Annotated in this window: 16 protein-coding genes and 2 pseudogenes; 6 read left to right on the top strand and 12 right to left on the bottom strand. The window is 72.3% G+C overall.

Annotated features, from left to right (window positions below; genetic code table 11):
* Positions 1 to 12: 12 nt before the first annotated feature.
* Together FB558_RS42720 and FB558_RS42715 are read right to left on the bottom strand one after the other, a co-directional pair.
* A complete protein-coding gene (locus tag FB558_RS42720; protein ID WP_142065477.1) occupies positions 13 to 648 on the bottom strand; it encodes a class II aldolase/adducin family protein in 636 nt (211 codons plus the stop codon).
* A 39-nt stretch (positions 649 to 687) separates the two neighbouring features.
* Positions 688 to 1647, bottom strand: coding sequence for a sugar-binding transcriptional regulator (locus tag FB558_RS42715; protein ID WP_170231839.1), 960 nt, complete (start codon positions 1645 to 1647; stop codon positions 688 to 690).
* A 145-nt stretch (positions 1648 to 1792) separates the two neighbouring features.
* Here FB558_RS42715 and FB558_RS42710 point away from each other — a divergent pair, with 145 nt between their 5' ends.
* The 5 genes from FB558_RS42710 to FB558_RS42690 are packed head-to-tail and all read left to right on the top strand — an operon-like array spanning position 1793 to position 7337.
* On the top strand, positions 1793 to 3058 hold the full coding sequence (locus FB558_RS42710; RefSeq protein WP_142065473.1) for an MFS transporter: 1266 nt from the start codon (positions 1793 to 1795) through the stop codon (positions 3056 to 3058).
* Entirely contained in the window at positions 3055 to 4590 is a 1536-nt protein-coding gene (locus FB558_RS42705) for an FGGY family carbohydrate kinase (protein WP_170231838.1), read from the top strand. The genes FB558_RS42710 and FB558_RS42705 overlap by 4 nt, the downstream gene beginning before the upstream one ends.
* The gene (locus FB558_RS42700; RefSeq protein ID WP_170231837.1) at positions 4587 to 5597 is read left to right on the top strand and encodes an NAD(P)-dependent oxidoreductase; all 1011 of its coding nucleotides are present in this window, start codon (positions 4587 to 4589) and stop codon (positions 5595 to 5597) included. The genes FB558_RS42705 and FB558_RS42700 overlap by 4 nt, the downstream gene beginning before the upstream one ends.
* Positions 5594 to 6550, top strand: a complete 957-nt coding sequence (locus tag FB558_RS42695) for a carbohydrate kinase family protein (RefSeq protein ID WP_211367263.1) — start codon at positions 5594 to 5596, stop codon at positions 6548 to 6550. Before FB558_RS42700 ends, FB558_RS42695 begins: the two co-directional genes overlap by 4 nt.
* A 22-nt stretch (positions 6551 to 6572) precedes the next feature.
* Positions 6573 to 7337, top strand: a complete 765-nt coding sequence (locus tag FB558_RS42690; RefSeq protein ID WP_142065465.1) for an SDR family oxidoreductase — start codon at positions 6573 to 6575, stop codon at positions 7335 to 7337.
* Between the two features lie 53 nt (positions 7338 to 7390).
* Here FB558_RS42690 and FB558_RS42685 read toward each other — a convergent pair whose 3' ends face one another.
* The 6 genes and pseudogenes from FB558_RS42685 to FB558_RS42670 all read right to left on the bottom strand — a co-directional run bounded on the left by FB558_RS42685 (position 7391) and on the right by FB558_RS42670 (position 12571).
* Positions 7391 to 8017, bottom strand: coding sequence for an isochorismatase family protein (locus tag FB558_RS42685; RefSeq protein ID WP_142065464.1), 627 nt, complete (start codon positions 8015 to 8017; stop codon positions 7391 to 7393).
* Positions 8014 to 9876, bottom strand: coding sequence for a hydantoinase B/oxoprolinase family protein (locus FB558_RS42680; RefSeq protein ID WP_142065463.1), 1863 nt, complete (start codon positions 9874 to 9876; stop codon positions 8014 to 8016). The genes FB558_RS42685 and FB558_RS42680 overlap by 4 nt, the downstream gene beginning before the upstream one ends.
* Entirely contained in the window at positions 9876 to 10520 is a 645-nt protein-coding gene (locus tag FB558_RS45105) for a hypothetical protein (RefSeq protein ID WP_246107169.1), read from the bottom strand. Before FB558_RS45105 ends, FB558_RS42680 begins: the two co-directional genes overlap by 1 nt.
* A gap of 2 nt (positions 10521 to 10522) precedes the next feature.
* Positions 10523 to 10888, bottom strand: a pseudogene (locus tag FB558_RS45425) (hydantoinase/oxoprolinase family protein); the annotation flags it as partial.
* A 106-nt stretch (positions 10889 to 10994) separates the two neighbouring features.
* Positions 10995 to 11915, bottom strand: a pseudogene (locus FB558_RS42675) (hydantoinase/oxoprolinase N-terminal domain-containing protein); the annotation flags it as partial.
* Entirely contained in the window at positions 11912 to 12571 is a 660-nt protein-coding gene (locus FB558_RS42670; protein ID WP_142065461.1) for a GntR family transcriptional regulator, read from the bottom strand. The gene FB558_RS42670 and the pseudogene FB558_RS42675, both read right to left, overlap by 4 nt.
* Before the next feature lie 104 nt (positions 12572 to 12675).
* Here FB558_RS42670 and FB558_RS42665 point away from each other — a divergent pair, with 104 nt between their 5' ends.
* Complete coding sequence (locus FB558_RS42665; protein WP_211367268.1) at positions 12676 to 13557, top strand: isocitrate lyase/PEP mutase family protein; 882 nt, start codon at positions 12676 to 12678, stop codon at positions 13555 to 13557.
* 9 nt (positions 13558 to 13566) lie between these two features.
* On the opposite strand, the gene FB558_RS42660 is transcribed toward FB558_RS42665, so the two are convergent.
* Genes FB558_RS42660 through FB558_RS42645 form a run of 4 tightly spaced genes read right to left on the bottom strand, consistent with a single transcriptional unit; the run spans position 13567 to position 18200 of the window.
* Positions 13567 to 15195: an AMP-binding protein gene (locus FB558_RS42660; RefSeq protein ID WP_246107162.1), complete on the bottom strand. Its 1629-nt coding sequence runs from the start codon at positions 15193 to 15195 to the stop codon at positions 13567 to 13569.
* A gap of 47 nt (positions 15196 to 15242) precedes the next feature.
* Positions 15243 to 16673 carry a TRAP transporter large permease gene (locus tag FB558_RS42655; protein WP_142065457.1) on the bottom strand — a complete coding sequence of 477 codons (1431 nt, stop codon included), beginning with the start codon at positions 16671 to 16673 and terminating at the stop codon, positions 15243 to 15245.
* The gene (locus FB558_RS42650) at positions 16670 to 17179 is read right to left on the bottom strand and encodes a TRAP transporter small permease (protein WP_142065455.1); all 510 of its coding nucleotides are present in this window, start codon (positions 17177 to 17179) and stop codon (positions 16670 to 16672) included. The genes FB558_RS42655 and FB558_RS42650 overlap by 4 nt, the downstream gene beginning before the upstream one ends.
* 1 nt (position 17180) lies before the next feature.
* On the bottom strand, positions 17181 to 18200 hold the full coding sequence (locus FB558_RS42645) for a DctP family TRAP transporter solute-binding subunit (protein WP_246107161.1): 1020 nt from the start codon (positions 18198 to 18200) through the stop codon (positions 17181 to 17183).
* Positions 18201 to 18273 lie beyond the last annotated feature (73 nt).

Genomic DNA, 18273 nt, shown 5'->3' with positions numbered 1-18273 from the left:
CCCGGTCGCCGGTCAGGCGTGGTGCAGCGCCGCGAAGCTCTCCGGCGGGAACACGGTGTCCTTGTCCCCGACCACGAGCGCGCGGTAGGTGGCGGTCGCGGCCTCCTCGAGGTTCATGATCCGCCGGAAGGCCATGCCGACGTCCTCGGCGTGCGCCGAGCAGCCGTGGAAGGACTGGATGACGCAGTCGTGCACCTTCGCCTGCTCGGCCGTGGTGTCGGCGAGGGCGTCGGAGCCGTTGGGGTTGTAGGGCACGGTGCCCACGGACCGCACGTAGTAGGCGTGGTCCAGCGTGATGAGCCGGACCTGGTGGCCCATCGCGTCGAGCAGGACGGTGTGCTGCGGGTGCAGGTGGATCACGCAGTTGACGTCGGGACGTTCCTGGTACGTGCGCTGGTGCAGCTTCCACTCGCTCGACGGCCGCGGAGCGCCACCGATCACCTCGCCGCCCAGGTCCATCACGGAGAAGTCGTCGGGACCGAGCCGGTCCAGCCACGTGCCCGCCCCCGTGACGACGAACTGCTCCTCGCCGGGCAACCGCGCGGAGAGGTTGCCGCCGCTGGCCAGGACGAGTCCGCGCTCCACCGCGAGGCGTCCGACCTCGGCGAGCTGCTGGACGAGATCCTCACGGGTGACTGCAGGTTTCATGTCGACTCCTTCTGTTCGGTGTGGGGAGGCTCGCCGACGTCAGGCCGAGCGGGCGTCGAGCCCCAGTACGGCCGCGGCGCTCCCGCTGTCGGTGACGAGGACGTTGATCAGCCCGGTCGAGAGCGCGGTGCGCAGCGCGGCGTGCTTGTCCGGGCCGCCCGCGATGCCCACCCGCGTCGGGATGGCGCGCAGCGCGGGCAGGTCGAGCCCGATGACGCGGTCGTCGACGCCGCTCGGCACGGGGTCGCCCGCCGGGTCGAAGAACCGGGCGGAGACGTCCCCCACCGCACCGGCCCGGCGCAGCGCCGCGAACTCCGCGTGCGTCACCGACTTGAGCAGCGCCTCGGAGGCCCGGTGCACGCTGCCGATGCCGACGACGAGCAGGTCGGCCGCGGCGGCGCGCTCCAGCATCGCGCGCACGCCGTCGTCGCGGCGCATGATCTCGGCGGCTTCCGCGGTCGACGCCAGCAGGGGCGCGGGCAGGGAGAAGGCCGTGCCGTCGAACGCCTGCGCCAGGCCCAGAGCCAGCTGCCCGGGGTTCGACACCGACGACCGTCCCGCCCGGCTCCCTGCGACGGGCACGACCTCCACGTCGGCAGCCGGCGTGTCACGCAGGTGCGCGACCGACGCCGCGACCGACGCGGAGAGGCCCACCGCCACGCGCTGCGCGGGCGGCACCAGCTCGGTGAGGCACGCGGCGCCGACGAGACCGAGCGAGTTCGTGGACCGCTCGAGGTCGGACCCGAAGTCGGGCGCGACCCAGGCGCGCTGGAGGTCGTAGCGCTGCACGAGCGCCGCCTCGATCTCGGCGAAGGGCGGCTCGTCGCTGTGGACCCGGATCTCGACGATGCCGAGCCGGCGCGCGTCGGCGAGCAGCCGGGTCACCTTGACCCGGGACAGGCCCTGGAGCTCGGCGATCTCAGCGTGCGTGAGGCCGTGCTCGTAGTACAGGCGGGCAATCTTGCCCACCTGCGCGCGGTGCTGCTCATTTGTTCTCACCGATGAACCTCCGTTCGCCACGGTGCCGGATGGGTCAGCCGAGGTCAAGGGACAGGACGGGTTGACACGCACCAGAACCGGCCGCACAGTGGGCGCGCAAGTGTTCACTCAGTGAACCAATGTTCAGTTGCTCGAGGAGGAGCGGATGAACTCCGGTGTCAACGCGACGCCCCGGACCGGCCGATTGGGGCGGTTCCTCGACAGTCAGGGCATCGCCCGGCCACTGGCCTGGGGCTACGTCGGCCTGACCTTGTTCATGGTCGGCGACGGCATCGAGCAGGGCTTCCTCGCTCCCTACCTCGACGAGCTCGGCTTCTCCGCGGCCAGTATCGCCGCGTTGTTCAGCGCATACGGCGTCGTCGTCGCGGTCTCGGCATGGCTGGCCGGGGCACTCGCAGAAGCGTGGGGGCCTCGACGGGTGATGCTCATCGGCGCCGCGCTGTGGGTGGTGCTCGAGGTCGCCTTCCTGGTCGGGGTCATGCAGCACAGCTACACCTTGATGATCACGGCCTTCGCGGTGCGCGCCGTCGGCTATCCCTTCTTCGCCTACGGGTTCCTGGTGTGGGTCACCATGGACACTCCCGACGAGGTCATGGGCAAGGCCGTCGGCTGGTACTGGTTCGCCAACGCCATGGGGCTCGGGGTGATCAGCGCCTACTTCGCCGGGCTCGTCATCCCCCTCGTGGGCGAGCTGGTGACGCTCTGGCTGACCATCGCCTTCGTCGCCGCGGGCGCCCTGATCATCGCCACCCTGGTCACCTCGCGCGGCGGGCGCAGTGGCATCACCGTCAAGGACACCGTATCCGGGCTCGTGCAGGGCGTCACGATCATCAAGGACGTGCCGCGCGTGGGCATCGGCGGCATGGTGCGCCTGATCAACACGATCTCGTTCTACGCCTTCGCGGTCTTCCTCAGCGTCCACATGGTCAACGTCATCGGCTTCTCCCTCCCGCAGTGGCAGGCCATCTGGGGCACGATGCTGGCGGCGAACGTCGCCGCGAACCTGCTCGCCGGGTACGCCTCCGACCGCGTCGGCCGCATCAACGTCATCGCGTGGGGCGGCGGGATCGGGACGGCGGTGTCCGTGCTCGCGCTGTACTACGTACCCGAGGCCATCGGACCGAACTTCGCCGTCGTGATGGCCATCGGCATCGTCTACGGCCTGGCGCTGGGCATGTACGTCCCGCTCTCCGCGGTCGTGCCGTTGCTGGCGCCCCGGCACAAGGCCTCCGCGGTCGCCGTCCTCAACCTCGGCGCAGGTCTCAGCAACTTCGGCGGCCCGCTGCTGGCCGGGCTGGTCGGCCCCCTCGGCATCGCCCCGGTCGTGTGGATCCTCGCCGGCCTCTACGTCGTCGGCTTCTTCCTCACCTACGGGCTCAGGCAGCCCGGCGTCGAGGTGACCACATCGTGACGGGGCCGGTCGTGCTCGGCATCGACGCCGGCACCACGGCCGTCAAGGCGCTGGTGCTGACGACCGGGGGCCACACGCTCGGCCGGGCGCGGGCCACCGTCCGCGTCCGCCGCCCGGCGGCACGGACGGCCGAGCAGGACATGGAAGAGATCTGGCGCGCGGTCGCCGAGACCGTCCGCGCCGCGCTGCTGGAGGCCGGGCCGGTGCACGTCGCCGGCGTCTCCGTCACGGGTCAGGGCGACGGTGCCTGGCTGGTCGGCGCGGACGGCAGGCCCGCCGGCCAGGCCGCGACCTGGCTCGACGGCCGCGCCGCGCGCCGGGTGGCGGACTGGGAGGCCGACGGGCGGGGTGCACTCGTGCGGGCCACGACCGGGTCGGCCCTGTTCGCCGGGGCCCTCCCGGTGCTGCTCGAGGAGCTCGAGGCACGCGATCCCGCCCTGCTCGCTCGCGCGGTGACCCACCTCAACTGCAAGGACTGGATCCGCTACCGACTCACCGGTGCGATCGCCACCGACGCGTCAGAGGCCTCGCGCACGTACCTCGACGTCCGCACGGGCCGCTACTCCGACGAGCTGATCGGCGCGCTCGGGCACGACCGGTTCCGCAGGCTGCTCCCGCCGGTCCTCCCGCCGACCGCCGTGGCGGGGCGGGTGAGCGCCGACGCGGCCCGCGAGCTGGGGCTGGAGCAGGGCACGCCGGTCGCCACCGGCCTGGTGGACACCCCCGCCGGCGGGGTCGGGTTGGGCGCGGTCCGGCCCGGCGACGCCTACGCGATCATCGGGACGACGGCCTTCGCGGGCGTCGTGCAGGAGCGGGTGACCCTGGACGCCTCGGTCCCGGCGATCACGCTCGCCCTCGGCGAGGGCACGACGGTCATCGAGTGCCTGGCGCCGATGAACGGCACCCCCAACCTGGACTGGGCGCGGGAGGTCACCGGCTGTGCGGACGCCGACTGGGCGGCGGTGGAGGAGCTGGTCCGGCAGGCGGGCCCGGGCGCGGGCGGTGTGCTCTACCTCCCCTACGCCGCGGTCAGCGGCGAGCGCGCCCCGTTCGTCGACGACACCGCCTCCGCGGGGTGGCTCGGCCTGAACGTGCAGACGACCCGCGCGGAACTGCTGCGCGCGGTCTACGAGGGCGTCGCGCTCTCCCTGCGGGAGTGCATGGACGTCCTCGGGATCGGCGCCGTCGTGCGGCTGTGCGGCGGCGCGGCCGTCTCGCCCGTCGTGTGCCGCATCGTCGCCGACGTCACCAGGCGGCGGGTCGTGCGCTCCACCGCGGAGGAGCCGGGCGCCCGGGGCGCCTGCGCCGTCGCGGTGGTCGCCGCGGGCCGCGCCCCCGACCTGGAGTCGGCGCTGCGGATGTTCGACGACTCGACCGAAACCATCGAGCCCGACCCCGCCGTGCGCGCGCTCCACGACCGGCAGGCAGCGACGTTCACCGCGCTGCGCGACGCCGTGCGCGGCCGGTGGCCCGATCTCCGGGCGCTGCAGACGGCGTCCCGCGACCACCTCCCGATCCTGGAGACCACGTGACAGAACGGCCGACACTGCTCATCACCGCCCCGTTCGACGCCGAGCAGGCAGCAGGCCTCGGCGACCTGTTCGACGTCCGGACCGTCACACCGTCGCCGGCCGGCGGGTCGCTCGCCGACCGGGGCCTCGACGCGCAGCTCGCCCGGGCCGCGGCACTGGTGTGCGAGATCGACGTGGTCGACGCGGCGACGCTGGACAAGGCGCCGAACCTGCGCGTGGTCGTCTCGTGCCGCGCCAACCCGGTCAACGTCGACGTCGCCGCCTGCACGGCCCGTGGCATCGCGGTGCTCACGACGCCCGCGCGCAACGCCGACGTGACCGCCGACCTCGCCTTCACCCTCCTGCTGATGACCGTGCGCCACACCGGACGCGCCGAGCGCTGGCTGCGCAGCGGCGCGTGGTCGGCCGACGACGTCTTCGAGCCGTACCAGCGCTTCCGCGGGATCGGCCTGGCCGGCCGGACGCTGGGCATCCTCGGCGGCGGGGCGATCGGGCGGCGGGTGCTGCGCCGCGCCCGCGCCTTCGGCATGACGGTGCTCGTGTACGACCCCTTCCTCCCCGCAGACGAGTTCGGCGACGAGGCCGAGATCACCGAGCTCGACGAGGTGCTCTCGCGCTCCGACGTCGTGAGCGTGCACGTCCCGCTCGCCGAGAGCACGATCGGGCTCATCGGCGACCGGGAGCTGCGCCTCATGCGCGAGGACGCCTACCTCGTCAACGCCGGGCGCGCCGCCGTCGTCGAGGAGGACGCCCTCGTCCACGCGCTCGCCGACGGGCGCATCGCGGGCGCGGGCCTCGACGTGTTCTGGACCGAGCCGATCGACCCGGGCCACCCGCTACTCGCCCTGGACAACGTCACCGTGACCCCGCACATCGGCGGGGCGTCCGACGACGTCGTCACCGAACACTCCCGCATCGCCGAACGCGGCCTGCGCGCATGGGCCGCCGGACAGCGGCCCGCCGCCGTCGCGAACCCCGCCGTGCTCGACGAGACCGCGCAGTCGTGACCCCCGCCGTCGTCACGCTCGGCCTGCACATCCTCGACGTGCTCGGCAGGCCGGTCACCCGGATCCCCCCTGGTCAGGAGGTGGAGCTGCTGGAGGAGATCACGATGACGGTGGCCGGCACCGCCGCGGCGACCGCGGTCGACCTCGCCCGGCTCGGGGTGCGCACGGCCACCGTCGGTGCGCTCGGCCGCGATCCTATGGGCGAGTTCCTCCGATCCCGGATGACCGCCGAGGGCATCGACTGCTCCGGGCTCACCGACGTCGACGGGCTGCAGACCTCGGCGACGATCCTGCCGATCAGGCCCGACGGTGGCCGCCCGCCGCTGCACGTGATCGGTGCGAGCGCCGCGTTGACCCCCGCGCTGATCCCGTGGCCCACCGTGGAACGGGCGAGGATCCTGCACATGGGCGGGACCGGCCTGCTCCCCGGCCTCGACGGCGAGCCCACCGTCCACGTGCTGCGCCGGGCGAAGGACGCCGGGCTCACCGTCGTCATGGACTTCATCCCGACGAAGGACCCGGCCTTCCCGGCCCAGCTCGCCGCCTGCCTCCCCCATGTGGACTTCCTGCTGCCCAACCTCGAGGACGCCTGCTTCGTGGCGGGCACCGACGACCGCCGAGAGGCGATCGACTGGTACCACGGGCACGGCGTGGGATGCACCGTGCTCACCATGGGAGCCGACGGCGTCAGCGTCACCCCGCGCGGCGAGCACGAGCGGCTGCTGCCCGCCTACGCCGTCGACGTCGTCGACACCACCGGATGCGGCGACGCGTTCAGCGCCGGGTTCATCACCGGCCTGCTCGAAGGCCGGGGCCCCGTCGCCGCCGCCGAGCTCGGCCTCGCCGCGGGCAGCGTCGTCGCCACCGGTCTCGGCTCCGACGCCGGCATCACCGATCGGCCCGCCCTCGACCGGTTCGCCGCGCGCACGCCCCGGCTCACCGTCCCCGCCTGATCCCCTCCGGAAAGGACACCACGTGCCCGACTCGTTCTCCCTCGACGGCAAGGTCGCCTTCGTCACCGGCGCAGGCCGCGGCATCGGACACGCCATCGCGGTGGGCTGGGCCCGGGCCGGCGCTGCCGTCGCCTGCTTCGACCTGGACGGCGACTCCGCCGAGCGCACCGCGGCCGAGCTCCGCACGCTCGGCGGCCGGGCCATCGGCATGGGCGGCGACGTCACCGACGCCGACTCCGTCCGCACCGCGGTCGACCGCACCACCGCGGAGCTGGGCGGGCTGCACATCGCCCTGAACAACGCGGGGATCGCGCACCAGGCCCCCGCCGAGGACCTCGACCCCGCCGACTGGCGCCGGATGATCGAGGTCAACCTGACGGGTGTTTTCCTCTGCGCGCAGGCCGAGGCCCGGGTCATGCTGCCGAACGGCGGCGGCTCGATCATCAACCTCGCCTCGATGTCCGGCTCGATCGTCAACCGCGGGCTCACCCAGGCGCACTACAACTCCGCGAAGGCCGGCGTCGCGCACCTCACCAAGTCACTCGCCGCGGAGTGGGCGCAGCGCGGGATCCGGGTCAACTCGATCAGCCCTGGCTACACGCTGACCCCGATGACGCAGCGTCCCGAGGTCGCCGGCGCCCGCGCCGAATGGGAGGACCAGACCCCCATGGGCCGGATGGTGCAGATGGAGGAGCTCGTGGGGCCCGCGGTCTTCCTGGCCTCCAGCGCGTCGTCCGCCTGCACCGGCGTCGACCTGATGGTCGACTGCGGCTTCGTCTGCTGGTGAGCTCGACGGCCTGGCGGCCGAACGAGCCGCCGCGAGAAGGCACTGATCCCGGATCAGGCCTTCGACGCCGGGCCGCCCAGGTGGTCGAGCGCCTCGTCGAGGTCGACGACGTCGGCGTACTTGGCGTCGAGATCGGTCAGGTTGGCCTCGTGCACCGCGGCCGTGCGATCGGCGCAGGCGTCGCGGACGACCTGGGGGCGCAGGCCGTTGCCGAGCGCGTCGGTCGCCGTGGCGCGGACGCACCCGGACGTGGAGACGCCGCAGACCACGACGGTGTCCATGCCGGCCGCGTGCAGCGTGGCGGCCAGCGAGGTGCCGAAGAACGCCGACGCGTACTGCTTGGCGACGACCGGCTCCCCCGGCCGCGGCGCCAGCGTCAGCTCGCCCCAGCCGCCGGGGGCGCCGTCGGCGAACGCGGCCAGCGCCGGCACCTTCCGCACGAACAAGCCCCCGTCGGCCAGGCCGCTGGAGTAGCGGACGACGGTCCAGACGACCGGGTGCCCGCCGGCGCGGGCGGCGTCGACCAGCGCCGCCGTGGCGGCGACCGCGGGGTCGGCATCGGGCAGGGCGAACGGGCCGTCGGGCTCGGTGTAGGCGCGCACGAGATCGACCACGACCACCGCGGGGCGGGTCCCCCATCCGACGCGCCCGGAGAACGCGCCGCCGTGCGGCCCGGTCACCCGGGTGCCCAGACCGGGCGCTTCGGCGCGGGGAGGCCGGTCTCGGCCTCGCAGCGTTCGAGGATCTGGTCGATGGGCGGGCCCATGTCGAAGACCGGCAGGTCCGCGGGCCGGGCCGCGCGCATCTCGGCGCGCAGCGCCTGCGTCGCCGCGGCGTCCCCGACGACCACGCCGTAGCGCCGCGCGCCCTCGGCCGTGACGAGCCCGCGGCGCACCTCCAGCTCCACGAGCGTGGGGTCGCGCTCGAGCGGGTCGCCCCACCCGCCGCCGCCCCAGGTGACGAAGTGCAGGACGTCGCCGGGTGCGACCGGCACGTCGTGGCACTTGCTGGGCAGTGTCTGCCGCGTGCCGTCGGCACGCTCGATCCACTTGGTCCCCCGCGTGCCCGGCGCCCCGCCGTTGACGCCCCACGGGTAGGTGAGCCAGCGGTCGTCGTGGATCGCGATCGTGCCCGGCTCCTCGAACACGTACGCGACGTCGACGCCGTTGCCGCCGCGGTGCAGGCCCGCGCCACCGGTGTCGGCGACGGTCTCCCACTTCTCGATCCGCAGCGGGTAGTAGGACTCCAGGTACTCGCAGGGGATGTTGACGAAGCTCGGCCAGAGCGAGTGGCCGTCGGGGCCGTCGCCGAGCGGGCGGCCGGGGATCCCGCCGAACCCGATCGAGTAGAGCTGGAACCACTCGCCCTTCCGCTCGCCGGACGAGTAGTGGCCCGAGTACATGAAGTGCGGCGACGAGGAGAAGCCCGCCGCGTTCAGCAGCGCCGGGTTCGTCTGCCCGAGCAGGCCGCCGAACAGGTCGAACACCCGCCCGATGCCGTGGTTGCGCCCGTTGAGCGACGCCGGGTGCTTCGGCTTCCAGTAGGAGCCGTCGGGGATCGTGACGTCGACCAGCGGGTAGAAGCCGTCGTTCCACAGGATCTGCGGGTCGGCCACGGTGATCATGTAGATCCCGAAGAACATCCGGGTGAGGTTCTCGTTGATGTAGTAGTTGATCGGCCCCGCGGCCTGCGGGCTGGACCCGGTGAAGTCCAGGTGCACCTTCTCCCCGGTGCGGGTCAGCGAGAGCTTCAGCTCGTAGGGGCCGTTGCCGACGCCGTCGTCGCAGATGTAGTCGGTGAAGCTGAGGGTGCGCCCCTCCTCGAACACCAGCTCCAGCAGCACCTTCATCGCGTCGTAGTTGCGCTGCAGCAGCGCGTCCAGCGCCGAGAGGTAGGTCGCGGTGCCGAACCGCTCGCACATCTCGACGACCCGCCGCGACGCCGTGCGGCACGCGGCGACGAGGCCGTTGAGGTCGGCGCGGTTCCAGTCCGGCATCCGCACCTGGTTGAGGATGATCCGCAGCGCGTCCTCGTTGAGCACGCCCTCGCGGTAGAGCTTGAAGGGCGGGATCACCACGCCCTCCTCGTAGATCGTGCGCGCGTCGGTGGGCATCGAGCACGGCGTCTTGCCGCCGACGTCGGACATGTGCCCGAACATCGACGCCCACCCCACCAGGCGCCCGGTGTGGAAGATCGGCACGACGAGCAGCCAGTCGTTGGCGTGGCTGATCGCCGCCCCGCAGGCGTACGGGTCGGAGGTCAGCAGGACGTCGCCCTCGGCGACGGTGTCGTCGAACCCGTCGAGGAAGTCCGGGATGGACAGCCCGAACTGGCCGACGACCATCTTCCCGCTCGGGTCGCCGATCAGCGGGAACTCGTCGTGCTGCTCGCGGATGCCGGGCGAGAGCGCCGTGCGGAAGAGCACCTCGTCCATCTCGTACCGGGCGTTGCGCAGCCCGTTCTCGATGAGGTCGAGGGTGACCGGGTCGACCTCGGTCTTCTCGATCACGTCGGTCGCGGTCTCGACGATGCGGGCCATCACGCCTCCTGCGGGGTGATCAACAGGCTCCCGGACGGGTGCACGGTGGCCGCGTGGCCGGGCAGCACGAGGGTCGTGGAGTCCATCTCGGTGACGATCGCCGGGCCGGTGACGACGTGCCCGGCCCGCAACGTCGTGCGGTCGTAGACGGCGGCCTCGACGGTGGCGCCCGAGATGTGGATCGGGTGCGTGTCGACCGGCGTCGGGGGCCCTCGCTCCCGGGCAGGCGCGTCGCCGCGACCTCCGGCCGCGGCCCCGACACCGTCGCGCGGGCGTTGACCAGCTCGTGGTCGGCGGTGAGCAGGAACGAGAACAGCCGCTCGTGCTCGGCGTCGAACGCGGCGGCGAGCGTGCCCAGCGCATCGCCGTCGAGGTCGGTGACCTCGACGGGGATCTCGAAGCCCTGCCCGTGGTAGCGCACGTCCACCTGGTAGGCCGTGGCCTGGTCGGTCTCGGTGACGCCCTGCTCGGCCAGCCGCCCGCCCGCCTCCGCGGCCAGCTCGCGCAGGATCCGCGCGAGGTCGGCCGCGGTGAGGTCGCCGAACCTGCGCAGCACGGTGCGGGCCGACTCGCTGCGCTTGGAGGTGGTGGCATCGCCCAGCGCGCAGAGCACCCCGGGCGAGGGCGGCACGATCACCGGCCACGCGCCCGTCAGCTTCCCGAGGGCGTTGGCGTGCAGCGGCCCCGCACCCCCGAAGGCGACGAGCGCGAAGTCGCGCGGGTCGAAACCCTGCTGCACCGACACCAGCCGCAGGCCGCCGAGCATGTTCTCGTTGACGATGTCGACGATGCCCGCGGCCGCCGCCTCCGGCGAGTCCAGCCCCATCGCCTCGGCGACCTTGCCGACGGCGGCCCGCGCGGCGGAGACGTCGAGGGTGATCTCGCCGCCTGCCAGCGTCGGGGGCAGGTAGCCGAGCACGACGTTCGCATCGGTCACCGTCGGCTCGGTGCCGCCCTTGCCGTAGGCGGCCGGGCCGGGGTCGGCGCCCGCGCTCTGCGGGCCGACGCGCAGCGCCTTCGTCAGCTCCGGGTACGTGCGCGATCGACCCGCCGCCCGCGCCGACGGTCCGCACGTCCACGCTGGACGCCCGGACCGTCAGGTCGCCGACCTTCGTCTCCCGCCCGATGCGCGGGGTGAGCCCCTGCACCAGCGCGACGTCGGTGGAGGTGCCACCCATGTCGAACGTGATGAGGTCGGAGTAGCCGCACTGCTCGGCGGTCCACACCGCGCCCGTGACCCCGCCCGCGGGCCCGGACAGCAGCATCGTCACCGGCGCGCCGACGGCCGCGGCGGCGGTGGACAGGCCGCCGTCGCTGCGCAGGATGGCCAGCTCCCCGCCCACCCCGCCGTCCGCGAGCCGGCCCGCCAGCGTCTCGACGTAGCGCCTGACCTGCGGCTGCACGTACCCGTTCGCCACCGTCGTGACCGTGCGCTCGTACTCGCGCAGCTCGGGCAGCACGTCGCTGGACAGCGAGACGGGCACGCCGGGCAGCACCTCCGCGGCGATCTCCCGGATGCGCTGCTCGTGGGCGCGGTCGGCGAAGGAGTTGATCAGCGAGACGGCGAGCGCGTCGATCCCGACGAGGGTGGCCAGCTGCGCGCGCACGTCGTCCTCGTCGAGTCGGCGGATCACCCGGCCGTCACTGGCGATGCGCTCGTCGACCTCGACGGTGTTCTCCAGCGCGGCCAGCGGCTCGGGCTTGGGCCAGATGATCCAACCGGCCAGCCCGCCGGGGACGTAGGAGCGCGCGATCTGCAGCACCTGCCGGAAACCCCTCGTCGTGACCAGGCCGACGGTGGCGCCCTTGCCCTCCAGGATCGCGTTGGTGGCCACCGTGGTGCCGTGCAGCACCTCCGCGACGTCCGACAGCGCGATCCCGGCCTCGGCGCAGACCTTGCCGATCCCGTTCAGCACCCCGACGGCCTGGTCGGACGGCGTGGAGGCGGTCTTCGCCCGCCAGGTGGCACCGCTGGCCTCCTCGACCAGCAGCACGTCGGTGAACGTCCCGCCGACGTCGACCCCGAGCCGGTAGCTCATGCGCCTGCCTCCTCTGCTGCCGCGGCGCGCACCATGACCGCGCGTGCGTTGTGGATGTGGGCCGTCATCACGGCCATGGCCCATTCCGGGTCGCGGGCCCGGATCGCGGCGACGATCTCGACGTGGTGGGCGAGGCTGCGCCGCAGGGAGGCCTCGTCGTAGGTGTGGTAGTTGCGCAGCACGATCGGGGCGTGCACGGCCTTCGCCAACGCGTCCGCCATCGCGGGCTGGTCCGCCAGCGCGACGAGCCTGCCGTGGAACTCGCGGTTGAGCGGCACGACGGCGTCGAGGTCCTGGTCCGGCCCGGGCGATCCGACCGCGACCATCTCCGCGGCCAGTTCCTCGAGCACTTCCAGGTCCTCGGCCGTGGCCCGCGCCACCGCCCGCGCCGTCAACCGGGGCTCGAGCGAGGAACGCAGATCGAACACGTTCTCCAGCTCGGCGAGCGTCCAGGCCACCACCCGCGCGCCGCGGTTGGGGGCGATCTCGACCAGGCCCTCGGCGGCCAGCCGCGTCAACGCCTCCCGGACCGGGGTCCGGCTGACGCCCAGCCGCTCGGCCAGCTCCGCCTCCCCGAGCCGGGAGCCGGCGCGGAACTCGCCGTGCAGGATCAGCTCCCGCACCGCGTCCACCGCTCGCTCCGATGCCCGTGTCACACCCCACCTCCCCGTCGAGATGTGCACAACTTAAGGACGAGAAGTGCGGAGGACAAGGTCGGAGGACTATTTTGCATACAACTGGAGGTGAGGACGTGGGACAGATGCTTCCTGGACCGACTGCGCCGCGGCGGCGCCTGCGCGAGCTGCTGGCCGCCCCGGGACCACTGGTGGCACCCGGGGCGTACGACGCGCTGTCGGCCCGGCTGGTCGAGCAGGCCGGGTTCGACGCCGTCTACATGACCGGCTTCGGCACCACCGCCACGCTGATCGGGCGGCCCGACGTCGGCCTGCTCTCCGGCGCCGAGATGGCCGACAACGCCCGCCGGATCGCCGGCGCGGTCGAGATCCCGCTGATCGCCGACGCGGACACCGGCTACGGCAACGCGCTCAACGTCGTGCGCACCGTGCAGTCCTACGAGCGGGCCGGGGTGGCCGGGCTGCACCTCGAGGACCAGGTGACGCCGAAGAGGTGCGGGCACATGAGCGGCAAGGCCGTGATCGACCGGGCCGAGATGACCGGGAAGATCCGCGCCGCGGTAGCCGCCCGCGCCGACCCCGACCTGGTGCTGATCGCCCGCACCGACGCCGCCGCGGTCGAAGGGCTCCCCGCCGCGATCGAGCGGGCCAGGGCCTACGCCGACGCCGGCGCCGACCTGCTGTTCGTCGAGGCACCCACGAGCGAGGCCGACATCGCCACCGTCGCCGGCGAGCTGCGCGACGTGGCACCGCTGGTGTTCAACTGGGCCGAGGGCGGGCGCACACCGCCGATCCCCCTGTCGCGGATCGCCGAGCTCGGCTTCGCGCTCGTCCTCTACCCGATCGGCACGCTGCTCGCCGCCACCGCCGGCATCCAGAACCTGCTGGCGACGCTGCGCACCGACGGAACACCGGCCGCGGCGATGCCCGAGCTGCCGTCGTTCGACGCGTTCACCGACCTGATCGGGCTTCCCGAGGCGCAGGAACTGGAGCAGCGCTTCCGGTAGTTGGTGAGGTCACGACGCCTCGGCCTCAGTCGGCCACTCGCCACGCTCCTCCAACAACGCACGCAGCAGCTTCTTGGTCACCTTCCCGTAACCAGAGGTCGGCAAGGCGTCCACGAGGACGACCCGCCGCGGCGCCTTGTACCCCGGCATGTTCGACCTGCACCACTCCTCGATCGTCGCCGGGTCCGGCCTGCTCCCGGCGCGGGGCACGCACACGGCGTACCCGACCTCGCCCCACCGCTCGTGAGGAACCCCGACGACCCCGACCTCGGCGACATCGGGATGTCTGAGCACCTTCTCCTCGACCTCACGCGGATCGATGTTGGAGCCGCCGGAGATGTACATGTCGGAGTCGCGGCCGGTGATGTAGAGCATCCCCCGCTCGTCGAGGTAGCCGAGGTCGCCGGTACGGAACCAGCCGTCGCGGAACACCTTCGCGTTGGCGGCGTCGTTGGCGTAGTAGCCGGCGAACACCGCCGGGCCGCAGACACAGATCTCACCCCGCTCACCGGGCGGCAGCTCGTTGCCGCCCTCGTCCTGGATGCTGATCTGCATGCCGGTGCGCTCGATCCCGGCGGGCGGGATCTCTCCGGGCGCCGGCGGCGGCTCGTGCATCCACGTCGGCAGCACCGTGACGTTCCCGGTGACCTCGCCGAGGCCGTAGTACTGCACCAGCACCGGGCCGAGGGCCTCGAGGTCGCGCCCGAGGTCCTTTCCGGTGATCGGAGCGCCCGCGTAGATGAGGTAGCGCAGTGACGAGCGGTCGTGGCGGGCCGCCGACTCGTCCTGCGCCAGCCGGTTGAGGATGGTGGGCACCGTGAACATGGTCGACACCCGCTCCTGCTCGACCAGCCGCCACGCGGTCTCCGGGTCGAGCCGCCGCTCGGGCAGGAGCACGATGCGTGCGCCGCGGGCCACGTGCCCGAGCACGTGGATGCCGGCGCCGTGGGAGAGCGGCGCGACGACGAGGGTGGCGTCCTCGGTGCGCAGGTCCGGCATCAGGTCGCACAGGTGGTTCGTCACCACGAACTGCATCTGGTCGTGGGTCAGCACCGCCGCCTTGGGGGTGCCCGACGAGCCGGAGGTGAAGAACAGCCACACCGGGTCGTCGACCCGCGGGGCGTAGGCGACCGGGCGCTCGCCGTCGTTCTCCGCGACCAGCCGCGCGACGTCGTCGCCGTCCGCGGCTCCGGCGTCCGGGTCGTCGCCGAGCGACCACACGGGTACCTCGGCCAGCGCTTCGGCGTGCGCGGGATAGTCCCGGTGGCAGACGAACAACACCGGCTCGACGTGTCGGGCGAGGGCGACCACGTCGTCGGGATCCAGCCGGAAGTTCGTCGGAGCCCACACCGCGCCGACCCGCCACACGGCGTACATCACCGTCACCATGTCGGGGCAGTTGGGCGCGTGGGTCAGCACGACCGATCCGGGTCGGACACCCCTGCGCTGCAGCGCGACCGCGAGCGCGTCGACCCGGCGGTCGAGCTCGGCCCAGGTCCACCGCAGGTCGCGGAAGACGACGGCCGTCGCCCCCGGCGTGCGGATCGCGGTACGGGCGAGCGCATGGGCGAGGTTGGGGGTGCGTCGCGTCGTGCGGTCCATGCCGGGGAGTTCGCGCACGACGGGGGCGATGCTCACAGGGGTGTTCTCCTTCGGGGAGGGCACGCCTGCCCGGTCGGCTGCATCTACATCCCCAGCAGATCGGGCAGCCAGTTGGACAGCTGCGGCACGTAGGTCACCAGCAGCAGCACCGCGATGCAGGCGAGGAGGAACGGCCAGACCCCCCGCAGCACTTCGGTGAGCGTCACCTTGCCGGCGCCGGCGGCCACGAACAGGTTGACCCCGACCGGCGGGGTGATCAGCCCGACGGCGAGGTTGACCACCATGAGCACGCCGATCGTCGTCACGTCGACGCCCACCTCGAGCAGCACCGGCGCCAGGATCGGCACGAACAGGTAGAGCGCCGACACGGCGTCCATGAACATGCCGACCACGAGCAGCAGCACCACGACGATGAACAGCAGGACGTACTTGTTGTCCGACAGCCCCAGCATGGCGGTCGACACGGTCTCCGCGACCTTGTTCGCCGTGATCACGTAGGAGAAGACCGACGCGCTGCCCACGATCAGCATCACCGTCGCGGACTGCACGGCGGCGGTGGTGAAGATCCGCGGGATCGCGGCGAGCGACATCCCGCGGTAGACCAGCAGCCCGACCACGAGCGCGTAGGCCGCCGCGACGACCGCGGACTCGGTGGGGGTGAAGACACCACCGTAGATGCCGCCCATGATGATCACGGGGACCATCAGGCCGGGGACCGCGCGGAGCGTGGCCCGGCCGATCTCGCCCATCGAGGTCCGGCGCCGATCACCGACCCGGGGCCCGGTGCCTGCGTCCTCGACGGCGCCGTCGGACCCGAGAGGGCCGGCGCCGGACCCACCACCGGAGCGCGTGCCGCCCGGGCCGGCGACGAGGTTCGCCGCGGCCGGCGCGGCCTCGGCTGCCCGCAAGGCGGTGTTACGGGGCAGGAAGACGCAGACCACGAGCATGGCCAGCGCCATGAGCACGCCGGGGACGACCCCGGCCATGAAGAGCCGGGCGATCGAGACCCGCTCCAGGTCGCTGACCACGACCGCGAAGATGATGAACGCGATGCTGGGCGGCACCACGATGCCCATCGACCCGGCACTGGCGACGAGCGCGGTGGCGTGGCGCTTCGCATAGCCCCGGCGGATCAGCGCCGGGATCAGGATCGTGCCGATCGCGGCCACGGTGGCCGGCCCGGAACCGGAGATCGCGGAGAAGAAGAACGCCGCGATGACCACGACCATCGCCAGGCCGTGCTTGAAGTGGCCCACGCACGCGTCGGCGAAGTCGATGAGTCGTTGGGAGATCCCGGCGAACTCCATGATCGCGCCCGCGAGGATGAAGAACGGGATCGCCAGCAACGTCTCCGCGGACAGCGACGCGAACATCACGCTGGGCACGATCGCGAGGTTCGAGAAGAACCCCAGGTAGAGGATCGTGGTCACGGCCGAGGCGCCGAGCGCGAACGCGACCGGCACCCCGATCAGCAGCAACAGCAGGAAGGTGCCGAACAGCAGCAGGACGGTCACAGGACGGGTCCTCCCTCGATACCCACGACGTGGCCGTCCTCGTCAGGGGCCCGGATCGTGGCCACGGCCACCTGCACCGCCCGGACGATGGCCAGCACGGCACCCACGGGGAGGGCCAGGCTGAACCACCACTGCGGGATGCCCATCGACGGCGTCGCACGGCCGCTCTCGCGCTGGGAGACGACCTGCTCCCAGCCGTACACCGCGATCACGAGCAGGAACAGCACCACCACCACCGCGATCGCGATCGTGACCGCGACACGCAGCCGTCCGCGAGCCCGGTCGTGCAGGAGCGAGAACCCGAGGTGAGCGCGCTCCCGCACGGCGATGGCGGCACCGATCATCGTCATCCACACCGCGAGGTTGACCGTGATCTCGCTGGTGAACGCGAGCGAGGCGTTCAGGAAGTACCGGCTGATCACGTTCATCAACGCGACCGCGGTGACCACCATGAATGCGGCCGCCGCCAGGCTGTTCTCGACGACGGTCAGGGCCCGGTTGACCATGTCAGTCCTTCGGGGCCTGCACGGCCTCGGCGAGCTCGGCTCCCCAGATGTCGCGGTACTGCTCGTAGAGCGGCGCCATCGCCTGCCGGAAGGCCTCGGCCTGCTCGGGCGTCAGCTCGGTGACCTCCATGGCGCCACGGAGCTCCTCGAGCTGGCCCGCCTCCTTCTCCCGGTTGTTCCGGATCTGCAGCTCGTTGGCCTTGGCCGCCGCGTCCAGCACGATCTGCTGGTCCTCCGGCGTGAGGCCGTCGAACATCTCCTTGTTCATGCCGAGGATGAGCGGGTCGTAGACGTAGTTCCAGACGGTGAGGTACTTCTGCACCTCCTGCAGCCCCGAGCTGTGGATGATGTCGATCGGGTTCTCCTGGCCCTCGATCGTGCCCTGCTGCAGCGAGGTGAACACCTCGGCGAAGTTCATGGTGGTGGGGTTGGCACCGAGCAGCCGGTAGGCGTCGGTGAACAGGCCGATGCCGGGGATGCGGATCTTGACAGCCGCGAGGTCGGCGGGGTCGTCGACCGGGCGCACGTTGTTGGTCACCTGCCGGAAGCCGCTCTCCCCGAAGCCGAGCAGCTTCACGCCCTTGCTCTCCGAGAGCTCCTCGTACGCCGCGAGGGCGGACGCGTCGATCGCCTGCTCGGCCTGCGCGAAGTCGGTGTAGAGGAACGGCGCGTTGATCGCGCCGAACTTCGGGTCGAGGCCGGCGTAGATGATCGTCGAGTTGTAGGAGAACGCCTTCTCGCCGTTCATCAGCTGCTCGACACCGGCCGCCTGGTCCCCGCCCGAGAGCTGCTCGTTGGTGAAGATGTTGACGTTCATCCGGCCGCCGGACTGCTCGCGGAGGGTCTCGGCGAACAGCTCGGCGCCCTCGTGCCAGGTGGAGGTCTTGCCGGTGGAGATGGTGAAGTCCCAGTTGTAGACCTCACCGCCGGCGTTCGCGCCCTGCACCGCGCCCTGACCGCACGCGGACAGGCCGAGCGCGAGGCCGAGCGCGGCGGCGACCACCATCGTCGTTCTCTTCATCGTCGAAGCTCCTCTGTGCCGCGCTGGCGGCGACGGACAGGCGACCGCAGCGCCACGGATGTGTGGCAAATGG

The organism is Pseudonocardia kunmingensis (assembly GCF_006716445.1).
Classification (GTDB): domain Bacteria; phylum Actinomycetota; class Actinomycetes; order Mycobacteriales; family Pseudonocardiaceae; genus Pseudonocardia; species Pseudonocardia kunmingensis.
The sequence above is the reverse complement of the archived record's forward strand: the minus strand, read 5'-3'. Positions and strand labels throughout refer to the sequence as shown.